The following is a 13,678-nucleotide window of genomic DNA, read 5'->3' on the forward strand; positions in this document are numbered from 1 at the left end:
TATACAGCAGTCGCACAAAGAGAATTTTATCTCTGATATTTCTTGGAGTAAGGTGCATTAAGCAAAGCAGTAACGCACTGATTAATATGGCTTAATGATGAAATGGTGCGTTATGACTTTGCCTAACGCACCCTACAATGTTTTGCGCAATGCTACATAATACCGAAAATATCTACCAATTTGAAACAATCATCATTTTTTGGTATAGTTCGCACACTTTTAAGAAACAATCTCTCAATTCCTACTGAGTGTTTCCATCAAAATCGCACTTCTATGTGCTGTCATCGCAGTGGTTCCACTGCACGCTTTCTTGCCTTAAGGCAATGTTAAATTAAATCGAATTTTTAAATTTATCTTACTTAATTTTTAAGGGGAAAAAGTTTGTCTTTATCTCAATTCATAAAAAATCGAACGTCATTTAATCCTTTTGTGATTGGTTTGACATTATTTTTGGTTTTGTTATTGGTGGTTATGATTTTAATTGCACCGGAGCAAACACAATCACTTTTAAACCAAACAAAAGTCGGTATTTTTACTCACTTTAGTTGGTTTTATATTTTAACATTTTCAATATTTTTAAGTTTTCTCTTTATTTTATCCGTGAGTAGTTTAGGGAATATTAAACTCGGTAACGATGAGGAAGAACCTGAATTTGGTTTTCTTTCTTGGTTAGCGATGCTTTTTGCTGCCGGTATGGGGGTGGGGTTAATGTTCTTCGGCGTGGCGGAACCACTAACCCATTATCTTTCCGAAATTACAACCGGAGCACCGGAGCATAAACAACAAGAAGCCTTGTTACACACATTATTTCACTGGGGGATTCATGCTTGGGCTGTCTATGGAATGATCGCATTAGCCTTAGCCTATTTTGGTTTCCGTTATAAATTACCCTTGGCATTACGCTCTTGTTTCTACCCATTACTAAAAGATCGTATCAATGGAAAAATAGGCGATATTATCGACATTATGGCATTACTTGCCACTCTATTCGGTATTATTACTACATTAGGTTTCGGCGCATCTCAATTAGGTGCGGGATTACATCAAATAGGTTGGATTAGCGAAAATAACTTCAGCCTACAAATTATTGTTATTGTTGTCGTAATGAGCCTAGCGATTTTTTCTGCGATTTCAGGTGTAGGAAAAGGCGTAAAAATGCTAAGCGAATTAAATCTCAGCTTAGCGTTTTTACTACTTATTTTCGTATTATTAACCGGACCGACACTTTATTTACTTTCTGCATTTAGCGATAATATCGGTACTTATCTCGGCAATTTAGTGCAACTTAGCTTTAAAACCTATATATATGAACAGGAGCATACCGATTGGTTTAGTGGCTGGACGATCCTTTATTGGGCATGGTGGTGTTCTTGGGCACCATTTGTCGGTTTATTCATTGCCCGTATTTCCAAAGGACGAACAATTCGCGAGTTTATCTTTGGTGTATTAGTAATTCCTAGTTTATTCGGTATTCTCTGGTTTACCGTATTTGGTAATACGGCAATTTGGTTAAATGATGGGCTCGCAGTCGGTTCGCTCGGTGAAATGATTTCATCACCTGAAATCTTACTCTTTAAATTCTTAAATTATCTGCCTTTACCGACCATAACAGGCTTAGTGAGTTTAATTATTATCGCCTTATTTTTTATTACTTCGGCAGATTCGGGAATTTACGTATTAAACAATATTGCCTCTCGAGATAAAAGTATCACTTCACCACGATGGCAAGCGGTGATGTGGGGCGTGTTAATGTCTGTGGTTGCGATAGCTTTAATGCAATCGGGCGGTTTAGCCAATCTTCAAACGATGACCTTAATCGTAGCATTGCCATTCGCCCTTTTAATGTTGGTTATGTGTTTCAGTTTATGGAAAGGTTTAAATGCCGATAAAAAATATTTTGAAACCAAAGTTAACCCAACCAGTATTTTTTGGACGGGAGAAAAATGGAAAGAACGTTTAGAACAAATGATGAATCAAACCCAAGAGAAAGATATTCTTCGTTTCTTAAAACACACTGCTCTACCTGCTATGCGTGAGCTACGCCAAGAATTGATCGGAAAATATAACTTGAGCGTTCACGTTAATACTTTATTTGAGCAAGATGAACCGGCGGTTGAATTAGTTATTCAAAAAGAATCTATGCGAGACTTTATGTATGGAATTAAATCCGTAGGGCACGAAGTCTCAGAACAATTAATTAATGATGAAAACTTGCCGCATATTCAACACCATACTACTTATGAGCCATACTCTTATTTCTTTGATGGTCGCATAGGTTATGATGTGCAATATATGGATCAAGATGAACTCATCGCCGATATATTGAAACAATATGAACGCTATTTAAGTTTGCTTGATGATGTAGGGCAAGAATTAATGGCACATGAACAAACGGAATTAGCGGAATAATTTGCCAGTATAGGGCAGTTCTCCTATACTTTCACTCATTCAATAAAATAGAGGTTTAGGAATCTAGTATGCGGGCAAATGCACTTGAGAATTTAAAGTCCATTGCAAAAAATAATAAACGGAGACTATTCATCACTTTCTTTTTCGTTGCGCTTGAGAATATCTTGTTTTTGACCTATCCGATATTCGGTAGCTTTGCCGTAAATGCGATAATGCAAGGGGAAATTTGGTTATCCTTGACCTATTCCCTCGTTGTATTGATTATCTGGCTTGTCGGCGCAACACGCCGTGCAATAGATACTCGTGCATTTGCCCGAATTTACGCCGAACTCGCCGTGCCGATTGTGTTAAATCAGCGTGAAAAAAATTTAAATACCTCTGCAATTACGGCGCGAGTAGCATTATCTCGCCAATTTGTCGATTTTTTTGAACAGCATCTGCCTACGCTAATTATGTCCGGCTTTTCAATTATTGGGGCGGCAGTGATGTTACTGATCATTGAATTTTGGTCAGGTGTAACCGCTTTCGGGATTTTGATATTTTTCTCATTCTTACTGCCTCAATATGCCAAAATCAACGATTTACTTTATTTAAAACTCAATAATCGGCTAGAAAAAGAAGTGCAAGTGATAGAAAAAAGCGAGTCCTATCAACTTGATAAACACTACGACTTGCTGGCTAAATTACGCATTCGGTTATCCAACCGAGAAGCGATGGGTTATTTATGGATTGGTGTTGCTGCTGCAATTTTATTCGGCGTAACCGTGATTCGGCTTGCGACAACTGACGGTATTCAAGCCGGGCATATCTATGCCGTCATCACTTATCTCTGGACTTTCGCCATGAGCCTTGGTGATGCACCAAGATTATTGGAAGAATTTTCAAATCTAAAAGATATTGGAAAACGGGTGGAAGTCTAAATACAAGCTGTCGTAAATGGAGAAAAGTTTACGGCTGTTTGTTATTTACTATTATTTTCTTAATTTACTTCAAAGACTCCTCTTCATCTCTTATTCAGTAAATATTAAAGAATAAGCATTTTATTTCATACTCCCTTTTTAATTGTTACTTATAGTCCGTTGTTTTATATACCACATCTTTGCAAAATAGCACTATTTTGGAGGTTGCTATGATTTTAGAAAAATTAGGCTCAAAGGTAAGAGAATTACGGAAACAACAGGGGTTAAGCCAAGAAAAATTTGCTCTTAAAGCAGAGATGGATCGCACTTATCTTGCTGGCATAGAACAAGGAAAACGTAACCCCTCAATTAAAAGTTTAGAAAAGATCATTCAGACACTAGGCGTTTCTTTTCATACGTTTTTTGAAGGAATGTAGCTGTTGATTATAAGTAACAATTTAATTAGAATTTAGGGAGTTTTGATGGTACATTTTGGTGAGGCTGAAAGAATTATTAAGCGTTATTTCTCATTAGGGCAGGATGTTTCATTTTTAGGTCAGCCCTTTGTTGTTGAAAAAGTTGGAAAACCTACTTGTAATAAAGGTGAACCTAAAACAGATATTTATCTTTTATTGCGAAATGAAACACAATCCCAAGAAATCAAAATTTCATATAAAAAAGATAATGCCGATTTTTTAGAAAATAAAATTAAAGATGAGCGAGCAGAACAGATCTTTGGTTGTGATTGGCAAAAAATAATTGAACAATCTACGCAACAAATTAAAACTAATTTTTTAACAAGACCACTTATTTTTAAAGAGGGATTTTCAAGAACAGAAAAAGGTGCAATTACATTAGGGTGGAAATTTGAGCTAATGAATAAAATTAGTGGCGAATTGTCAGGAAGAATTTTACTCAATAAATCCCAATTAGTTGACGTTTATGCAGGCACTCATTTACCGATGGATAAACAACATGCAACGGTAAATAATGAAGTTATATCTTATTCAGGTGTGGCAAATTACATTCTTATTGGACAATCATTCCTGTCTGCTCAAGATGTTCTAGATAACATAATTGCCATTCCTGATTATGTAGAAAAATATCCTGATATTTATTTTGCGTGTAAAGCTCTTAATTACCGTACATTTAAGCAGAAATTTGATGGAAATAGACCGCTTGCAGTTCAAATAAACTGGCAGGTTATCGAAAACAAATTAATCCCTGAGTTTATTTTTAATCTCCCATTAAAGTGGAATGGTAATGATGTAGCAGAACAATTAAAAATGTGTTTGGAAAAATTAAATATCAATACAACAGATGATATTAATGAACAAAACGCTCAATTAGATTATATTTATCAATAAGGAAAAGATGAAAGTTATTAGTTTATTTAGCGGTTGTGGTGGTTTAGATTTAGGCTTTGAAAAAGCAGGATTTGAAATTCCTGTTGCAAATGAATATGACAAAACCATTTGGGCGACGTTTAAGGCAAATCACCCTAAAACTAAACTGATTGAAGGCGATATCCGAAAAATACAGGAAAGTGATTTTCCTGATGAAATTGATGGCATTATCGGTGGACCACCTTGCCAATCTTGGTCGGAGGCTGGAAGTTTGCGTGGGATCGATGATGCTCGAGGACAATTATTTTTCGACTATATTCGTATTTTAAAAAGCAAACAGCCTAAATTTTTTCTTGCTGAAAATGTAAGCGGAATGCTTGCAAATCGCCATAATGAAGCTGTACAAAATATTCTAAAAATGTTTAAAGAGTGCGGTTATGATGTGACTCTCACGATGGTTAATGCCAAAGATTATGGGGTGGCACAGGAACGCAAGCGCGTGTTTTATATCGGTTTCCGCAAAGATCTAAACATTAATTTTGAATTTCCAGAGGGATCTACGGCTGATGATAGAGATAAAATTTCGCTAAAAGATATTATTTGGGATCTTAAAGATACGGCTGTTCCTGCTCTTACTCAAAATAGGGCAAACCCACAAGCAGTCAATAATAATGAGTATTTTACGGGTAGTTTTTCGCCTATTTTTATGAGCCGAAATAGAGTAAAAGCATGGCACGAACAGGGCTTTACTGTGCAGGCGTCGGGCAGACAATGTCAGCTACACCCCCAAGCCCCTAAAATGGAAAAGCACAGCACAAATGATTACAGATTTGTAGTGGGAAAAGAGCATTTATACCGCCGAATGACTATTCGAGAAGTGGCAAGAATACAAGGCTTTCCCGATAATTTTAAGTTCATTTATCAAAATACAAATGATGCTTACAAAATGATTGGGAATGCCGTTCCTGTCAATTTAGCATATGAGATCGCTGTTGCAATTAAACAAATAATACAAAAAATCCCAACTCATTCTATACATACAAAAACTCTGAACGTTCCATAAAGTTCTGATATTCTCAAGCGGTCGTAAACTGTAAAAACTTTACGACTGCTTATTTGTCGTCAACTGTAAATACAGTTATTCAAGAATTTCAGATAATTGCTGATTATGAAGTCTCCTAAAAGCAATCGCACTTTTATTGCTTTCCTCTAATTCTCTTTCCCACTCGACTAAGCTATTATTTACTAACAATCAATAAATTTTTAATGAGCCACAATGAACTTTCTCGCCCACAGTATGATTTCTCTTGAGTTAGAGAAAACAATACCAAATAGCCGTACGCTATTTGGTAATTTTGTCGGTGATTTTTATAAAGGACGGATCGAGAATTTAGCTGTTGCAAGCCATATTCAAGATGGCGTGAGACTACATCGGTTTATTGATAGTACGACAGATCGGCAAGAAAATTTCCTGAATCCATTACTTGCTAAAGACTTTGGGCGATTTAAAGGTATTGTGTCGGATATTGTGATCGATCATTTTATCGCAAAAAATTTTAGCGGTCTGTTTCAGCTGGATCTTGAACAAACTGAAATGGAAATATTGGAGACTATCCTTCAATATCAATCTATTTTTCCACGGGAATTTCGTTCATTGCTTAATTGGTTGTCACAGAATAAGGCGTTATCCCATTATGCCTATTTAGATTTTTTAACCGATCGTGTTTTTTCCGGAATGGCGCAGCGTATTACTCGTGGTGAAAAGTTATGTTTAGCGGGGGATGTGTTGAAAAAGCACTATGCAGAACTTGAGAAACTGGCGATACAAGAATTTCTTTATACCAAAGATGAAAGTATCCGAAAATATCAGTCTTATATAGCGCTTGCAAATATCACGTAGGGTACGGTTAGGCAAAGCCGTACGCACCAATAATGAAATGGTGCGTTACGCAAAGCCCAATGTACCCTACCCAAACAAATATTAGATACAATATTACTCTCTTGCAACAGATACATAATACCGAAAAACTTCACGAAATTTGACCGCACTTTGCTCTTCAGTTCCCCTCCATTCGCTGTAATCTCTCCCGTAGATCCTCTGCAGTTTGGCAGGTTTTAATCTTTTCAAATACGGTATCGGCTTCATCATATTCCTTATTTAAATAACGCAGCCACTGCTTAATTCTTGCGACATGATAAAAACCGGAATCGTGAAAATTTTCCATTTCGGCATATTTTTGTAAAATTTTCCGGATTTCCGACCAATACATTTTAGGGGAATTTGATTTTAGAACATAGCTTAAATTAGGTATATTTAATGCGCCACGCCCCACCATTAAATCTTGGCACCCTGTTTGTGCAAGACAATTTTGTCCGTCTTGCCAATGCCAAATTTCACCATTAGCAATCACCGGAATGGATAAACGTTTGCGAATTTCGCCAATCTTCGCCCAATTAATGCGATCCGAGCGATAACCATCGGCTTTTGTTCGTCCATGAACGGTGATTTCTGTTGCTCCGCCTAGCTCTACAGCATCGGCAATTTCAAAGGCTTGGGAAATATCATCCCAACCTAACCGCACTTTTACACTCACCGGCAGATGATTAGGTATTGCTTGGCGCAAAGCACAGGTAGCACGGTAAATTAATTCAGGCTGTTTGAGCAACGCCGCACCACCATGGCTACCATTTACCGTTTTAGAAGGGCAACCGCAGTTTAAATCAATGCCATGCGAACCAAGTTCAATGGCTCGAATCGCATTTTCCGCTAAACAATCAGGATTTTGCCCGAGTAATTGAACTCTCACCGGCGTGCCTGCGGGGGTAAATCCCTGATTTTTCAATTCGGGACACAGGCGATAAAACACTTTTTGAGGAAGAAGTTGATCGACTACTCGAATAAATTCCGTAATACATAAATCATAATCGTTCACTTCGGTAAGAAGTTGGCGTACGAAAGGATCCAGTACGCCTTGCATTGGTGCAAGAATTACCCGCACTGTTTATTTCCAGCCTTTTGCTTTACAAATTAAATCGTAAGCCGCTTGGATTTGCTGGGCTTTTTCTTTTGCCATTTCCATCATTTCCGGCGGCAAACCTTTTGCCACAAGTTTATCCGGGTGGTGTTCGTTCATTAAACGGCGATAAGCACGTTTCACCGTATTGCGATCATCGGATTCACTCACACCCAATACTTTATAAGCATCACCTAAAGTCGGGCCGGAAGATTGTTGATACGCGCCTCCGCTTTGTTGATATTCATAACCGCTGCGTTGTTGATACGCACCTTGTTGATATTGTCGGTAAAATCCACCTTGTGCAAAAGCTCGAGCTGCGGTTTCCATTGCGAGCATTTGCTCAAATTGCATACGTGATAAACCTAGTTCTTCGGCAATCACATAAAGCACCTCTTTTTCGGCTTCGTGAAGTTGAGAATCAGCAAATGCAGCCTGCACCTGCACATGTAAAAACATACGCAATAAATCGGCTCGTTGCCCACACCCAATACGAAACTCACGGATCACTTGGCGAATAGGGAAATCCGCCTCTTTACCTCGGCGGAAAGCCTCTTGTGCCAGTTTGCGACCATTATCATCTAGCTTCATTTGCGCCATTAATTGGCTTGCAAGTTGAATATCTTCTTCCGTCACCCGTCCTTTAGATTTACTCAAATGACCAAGTACGGCAAAGGTAGTCTGCATAAATAAATCTTGACGTGTCGTTTTACGCTTAAAAAAACTGGAATTGACCGCGCCAAGTTCGTATAACTTTTTATCTGCCATAGAGCCCAAAATCAGCCCGGCAATAGCACCGAAGAAACCACCCATTTTCCAGCCGATAAACACACCTAAAATTTTTCCAATAAAATTCATTCTTTCCTCTGATTACTTAAAGTGCGGTTATTTTTTTGAATATTTTTGCTCTAAATAAAGAACGTATCGCCATAAATGGTGATAAAGATCCATTTATCAAGTTTTACACACCAAACGCTGCACGATAAGCATGCATTTCAGCCAAATGGTTACAATAGCGAGGATCTTGTTCAATAAATTGCATCAAATCATCCAAATCAATAATAGACAATACTTGACATTGATAATCACGTTCGACTTCTTGAATCGCCGAAAGCTCACTCTTGCCACGCTCTTTTCGATTTAACGCAATTAACACGGCGGCAAGTTCCGCCTTGTTTGCACTAATTAATGCCATAGATTCTCGGATTGCCGTACCGGCGGTGATAACATCATCGACCAACAGAACCTTACCTTGTAACGGGCTACCGATTAAATTTCCACCTTCACCGTGATCTTTTACTTCTTTGCGGTTAAAACAGACGGGTTTATCAATATTATATCGGTTAAATAACGCCACAGAAACGGTTGTACCAATAGGAATGCCTTTATAAGCCGGGCCAAAAACAACATCAAAATCGACCGCACTTGCTTGAATTGCCGCAGCATAAAATTCCCCTAAACGGGCTAAATCCGCACCTGTATTAAATAATCCTGCATTGAAAAAATACGGGCTTTTACGTCCTGATTTCAAGGTAAATTCACCAAATTTCAATACGTTACGACTTAAAGCAAATTCAATAAAATCACGTTTATATTGTTCCATTTTTAGCCCTTAAATCCCTAGTGCCTCACGTTGCGCTACAAAAATTTGATAGCAGCCCTGTTTCGCTAAATCGAGTAATGTTAGTAACTCTTCGTGGCTGAAAGGCTCTCCTTCTGCTGTGCCTTGCACTTCAATCATACGACCGTCTTCCATCATCACCACATTCATATCGGTTTGTGCAGCAGAATCTTCTATATATTCCAAATCGCATACGGCATTTCCTTCTACAATGCCGACAGAAATGGCAGAAACCAAACCTTTGATAGGGTTCGTTTTTAAGGTTCCGTTTTCGATTAAAGCATTAATCGCATCACATAATGCAACCGCCGCCCCTGTAATAGCTGCCGTGCGTGTACCGCCATCCGCTTGGATAACATCGCAATCGAGAGTAATTGCACGCTCACCAAGTGCTTTTAAATCCACCATGGCACGTAGCGAACGGGCAATTAAACGTTGAATTTCCATAGTGCGCCCCCCTTGTTTACCCTTTGCGGCTTCACGCTGCATACGGCTATGGGTCGAGCGCGGTAACATACCATATTCAGCCGTCACCCAACCTTGATTTTGACCTTTTAAGAAGCGCGGCACGGAATCTTCCACCGTTGCCGTGCAAAGCACCTTGGTATCGCCAAATTCGACTAAAACAGAACCTTCAGCGTGTTTAGTGTAATGACGGGTAATTTTTATTTGACGGGGTTGATGATTTTCTCGATTATTCGGACGCATAAAAAAATTCCTTGATATGTAAATAAAAAAGCGCACCATTCTAGCACGCTTTTGTTTTTCCTTATGAATGAGATTGTACAAAATTTCGAATTTTATCGAAGGTTTCCGATAAATCCGCCGCAAAATTAATCTTTTGTATTTCAGGTATCGTATTTGATTTCACCAGCATTCTAAGAGGTTGGAACTGCATATTGCAAAGATAAAGCTGCTGATGTGGCAACATATGTTGTACAAATCGAGTAAGCGCGTGAATTCCACCGGCATCCAACACGGTCACCGCATCACACTGCAATACAATATGCTTGATTTCGTGATCCGTATGCACGGTTTTATCATGAAGATCAGAAAATAATTTATCCGCTGCAGCAAAAAATAACGGACCACTGATGCGATAAACCAACACATCATCCAAATCTTCCGGTGCATTATGCTCAATGGTCTTTGTCATCTCTGCGATAGTACGGATAAACAATAAACTCGCTAGCAATACTCCTACGCTAATGGCAATCACCATATCAAATAATACGGTTAAAATCAGGCAAGTGAACAATACCGCCATTTCATTTTTACCGGAACGGCGTGCAAGGTGAATAATTTCATTCACGCTTGCCATATTCCACGCCACTACTAAAAGCAATGCCGCCATAGAAGAAAGCGGTAAATAAGAAAGCGTCTGCGCAAATAAAAGTAACGCAAATAAAACTAAAAGTGCGTGAACAACACTCGCAATCGGTGAAACCGCACCTGATTTCACATTCGCAGCAGAACGTGCAATTGCCGCCGTTGCCGTAATCCCACCAAAGAAAGGTGAAACAATATTACCTAAACCTTGTGCAAGCAATTCATTATTTGAATGGTGTTTGGTGTCCGTCATATTATCAAGCACGACAGCACACAATAAAGACTCTATCGCACCTAATACCGCCATTGAAAAAGCCGCCGGCAATAGGGCTTGTAAACGATTAAAATCCCATTCAATAAGCTCGCCTTGCGCATTAGGAATATTCCAAGGCAATGCAAAATCAGGTAATACATTTGGGATTCCCTGCCCTATCGAGCCGTCAGGCAAAATATATTGAAAAGCAGAGCCAATAGTCGCCACATCAAAACCAAAGTACTGTAATACTAAAGCAAGAATAGTACCTATCATCACCGCAGGTAAATGACCCGGTATTGCAAGCCGAAATTTATGCCATTGCGTTAATATTAACAAAGTGATTAACCCAACGGCAGTATCCGCCCAGTTAATCGTTGGAAGTGCGGTTAAAATTGCGTGAATTTTTTCCGGATAATGCGCCGGCATCTTTTCAATACTGAGACCAAGAAAATCTTTAATTTGTAGCGTACCAATAGTAATCCCGATCCCGCAGGTAAAACCCAAAGTTACAGGCAAAGGAATGTATTCAATTAGTCGTCCAAGACGAAACAAAGCTATTAAAATTAAAATTACACCGGAGAGCAATGTTGCCATCAATAAACCACTCAATCCGAATTGCTGAGTGACGGGATATAAAATCACCACAAAGGCAGCAGTTGGCCCTGAAATATTGAATCGGGATCCTCCCGTAACTGAAATCACAATCCCTGCAATAATCGCGGTATAAAGCCCATGTTGTGGAGGAACACCACTGGCAATCGCCAACGCCATAGAAAGCGGTATCGCAATTACCCCAACCGTTAAACCAGCGATAATATCCCGAATCAGTGATTTTTTCGTATAACCGGCACGAAATGCATCCTTTAGAGCGCTAAAAGGTTTTACGGCTAAAAACACATTTTTAGAAAAGAGTGATTTAATGTGCATAAAAAAACGACAAAAAGTGAACAAAGTGCGGTTATTTTAGCGAAAGTTTGAAAAGATTTTAATGTTCTAGCTCAAAAAACTTGACTAAGTTAGTGCAAATCTTTATAGTTTGCGCACCTCAACACGGTGAGATGTCCGAGTGGTTGAAGGAGCACGCCTGGAAAGCGTGTATGTGCGAAAGTGCATCGGGGGTTCGAATCCCCCTCTCACCGCCAGAACACAATTCTTTAGCATTCGCCAACGTTTTCTAATGACTTTAAACTCAAATAAATTCAAATAGTTATTGTTTTTTAATGATTGCTTATATCCGCACTTTTTAGATCCCTGTTAAGATCCCTCGTTGTGTAGGGGATTTTTCTAGGGATCTAAAACGCACATTCATTTTATCTTACATACTACTTAAACACTTCAATTCCACACATATAACACATTATGTTCTATAGCTAGACTTTTATCTAACTATAAAAAAGCGATCCCGAATTGATCTGCCCCCCAAAAGTTGGACAAAATAAACCAACTCAGTCAGGGGCAGATTTTATGACCAAATACAATCAAACATTCAAACAACAAGCCATCGATTTTTATCTTAAAAATCACTTAGATGTTTCACTTACAAAAAAGCAATTTCAACTTTCCGACACCACCTTAAGACGTTGGATTACCCAATATCAACATTCAGGCAATGCAGGGCTTGCCCTATTGCCCGGCAAACGCATTTATTCCGCTGAATTTAAATATCAAGTCATCCTTGCCGTTCAAAAAGGGGATTTCTCTGCAAGGCAAGCGACAATCCATTTCGGCATAAGTAATTCAGGTCTTATCAGCCAATGGTTGAAAGCCTTTGAAAAAGACGGTATAAACGGTTTACACCCCAAACCGAAAGGAAGACCGACAATGTCCCCGAAAAAACCAAAATACGCCAAAATGCCACCGCCGCCGAAGACCGAAGAAGACCGCTTACGGTTAAGGATTTTGGAGCTTGAAGCGGAGGTGGCATTTCTAAAAAAGTTGGACGAAGTGATACGGGAGGAAGAAGCCGAACGGCGGCGATTATCCAAAGATTGAGAGGGACGTTTCCGCTTAACATCTTGCTTTCATTGGCAAATTTGTCTCGTAGTGTGTTTTTCTATCATTTAAAGCCGAAGGCGGATAAAAATACCGCACTTAAAGCGGAAATCAGGCGGATTAAAGCAGAAAATCCGGCGTATGGTTATCGCCGAGTAAGTACGTTATTGAAAGGCGTTAATCACAAACGGGTACAACACTTAATCCAACAAATGGGGCTACAGGTGAAGGGCAAAAAAGCGAGAAAGTACGCCGCCTATCGCGGTGAAATCGGAAACATCGCCCCAAACCGCTTACAACGGGATTTCACCACAACCCGACCAAACGAAAAATGGCTTACCGACATCACGGAAATCAAAGCCAAAGACGGCAGTAAATGTTACGTCTCACCGATTTTAGACTGCTTCAACTCGGAAATCATCAGCGTTGCTATCAGTCGAAGCCCGAATTGGCAACAAGTGAAAGTAATGTTGCAACAAGCGGTCGAAAAATTACCCAAAGAGGCGAAGCCGATACTGCATTCGGACCAAGGTTGGCAATATCAAATGTGTGCGTATCAACGCATCTTACAAGAAAACGGCATAGTGCAGAGTATGTCAAGAAAGGGAAACTGCCTAGATAATGCGATGATGGAGAGCTTTTTCGGGCGGATGAAAACGGAATGTATCTATGGTAAGCATTTTGACAATGCCGAGGAGGTTGCACAAGCGGTGAGGGAGTATATACGGTATTACAATGAGGAACGAATACAATTAAAATTAAACGGCTTGAGCCCGATACAATATCGAACTCAAACCATTTGTTAAATGGTC

General features: G+C 39.2%; 12 protein-coding genes and 1 tRNA gene. 8 read left to right on the plus strand and 5 right to left on the minus strand.

The features are described 5' to 3' along the window. Nucleotides 1-381 precede the first annotated feature (381 nt). From HEMROJRC1_RS02955 to HEMROJRC1_RS02980, 6 genes are all read left to right on the plus strand, one after another. Nucleotides 382-2,409, plus strand: coding sequence for a BCCT family transporter (locus tag HEMROJRC1_RS02955; RefSeq protein WP_226691560.1), 2,028 nt, complete (start codon nt 382-384; stop codon nt 2,407-2,409). Between the two features lie 68 nt (nt 2,410-2,477). Then, nucleotides 2,478-3,329, plus strand: coding sequence for an ABC transporter six-transmembrane domain-containing protein (locus tag HEMROJRC1_RS02960; protein ID WP_226691561.1), 852 nt, complete (start codon nt 2,478-2,480; stop codon nt 3,327-3,329). A 209-nt stretch (nt 3,330-3,538) separates the two neighbouring features. Next, complete coding sequence (locus HEMROJRC1_RS02965; protein ID WP_226691562.1) at nt 3,539-3,745, plus strand: helix-turn-helix domain-containing protein; 207 nt, start codon at nt 3,539-3,541, stop codon at nt 3,743-3,745. Nucleotides 3,746-3,790: 45 nt separating this feature from the next. Beyond that, nucleotides 3,791-4,675: a hypothetical protein gene (locus HEMROJRC1_RS02970; protein WP_226691563.1), complete on the plus strand. Its 885-nt coding sequence runs from the start codon at nt 3,791-3,793 to the stop codon at nt 4,673-4,675. 7 nt (nt 4,676-4,682) lie between these two features. Further along, nucleotides 4,683-5,717, plus strand: a complete 1,035-nt coding sequence (locus HEMROJRC1_RS02975) for a DNA cytosine methyltransferase (protein ID WP_226691564.1) — start codon at nt 4,683-4,685, stop codon at nt 5,715-5,717. Nucleotides 5,718-5,930: 213 nt separating this feature from the next. Beyond that, entirely contained in the window at nt 5,931-6,554 is a 624-nt protein-coding gene (locus HEMROJRC1_RS02980) for an ACP phosphodiesterase (RefSeq protein ID WP_226691565.1), read from the plus strand. Between the two features lie 157 nt (nt 6,555-6,711). On the opposite strand, the gene dusC is transcribed toward HEMROJRC1_RS02980, so the two are convergent. The 5 genes from dusC to dauA form a co-directional block, all read right to left on the minus strand. Beyond that, a complete protein-coding gene (gene dusC, locus HEMROJRC1_RS02985; protein ID WP_226691566.1) occupies nt 6,712-7,653 on the minus strand; it encodes a tRNA dihydrouridine(16) synthase DusC in 942 nt (313 codons plus the stop codon). Nucleotides 7,654-7,656: 3 nt separating this feature from the next. Beyond that, a complete protein-coding gene (gene djlA, locus HEMROJRC1_RS02990) occupies nt 7,657-8,526 on the minus strand; it encodes a co-chaperone DjlA (RefSeq protein WP_226691567.1) in 870 nt (289 codons plus the stop codon). A 103-nt stretch (nt 8,527-8,629) separates the two neighbouring features. Further along, on the minus strand, nt 8,630-9,271 hold the full coding sequence (gene pyrE / locus HEMROJRC1_RS02995; protein WP_226691568.1) for an orotate phosphoribosyltransferase: 642 nt from the start codon (nt 9,269-9,271) through the stop codon (nt 8,630-8,632). A gap of 9 nt (nt 9,272-9,280) precedes the next feature. Continuing rightward, a complete protein-coding gene (gene rph / locus HEMROJRC1_RS03000; RefSeq protein WP_226691569.1) occupies nt 9,281-9,997 on the minus strand; it encodes a ribonuclease PH in 717 nt (238 codons plus the stop codon). A 61-nt stretch (nt 9,998-10,058) separates the two neighbouring features. Then, the gene (gene dauA / locus HEMROJRC1_RS03005; protein ID WP_226691570.1) at nt 10,059-11,801 is read right to left on the minus strand and encodes a C4-dicarboxylic acid transporter DauA; all 1,743 of its coding nucleotides are present in this window, start codon (nt 11,799-11,801) and stop codon (nt 10,059-10,061) included. Nucleotides 11,802-11,926: 125 nt separating this feature from the next. On the opposite strand from dauA, the gene HEMROJRC1_RS03010 reads away from it, so the two are divergent. Further along, nucleotides 11,927-12,016: transfer RNA gene (locus tag HEMROJRC1_RS03010), tRNA-Ser, on the plus strand. 322 nt (nt 12,017-12,338) lie between these two features. Beyond that, nucleotides 12,339-13,672, plus strand: a protein-coding gene (locus HEMROJRC1_RS03015) for an IS3 family transposase (RefSeq protein ID WP_226691504.1) whose coding sequence is annotated in 2 segments (ribosomal slippage) — nt 12,339-12,843 and nt 12,843-13,672 — 1,335 coding nt in all. Because the reading frame shifts where the segments join, the coding sequence is not laid out codon by codon here. Nucleotides 13,673-13,678: the final 6 nt, after the last annotated feature.

The organism is Rodentibacter sp. JRC1 (genome assembly GCF_020521555.1).
GTDB lineage: Bacteria > Pseudomonadota > Gammaproteobacteria > Enterobacterales > Pasteurellaceae > Rodentibacter > Rodentibacter abscessus.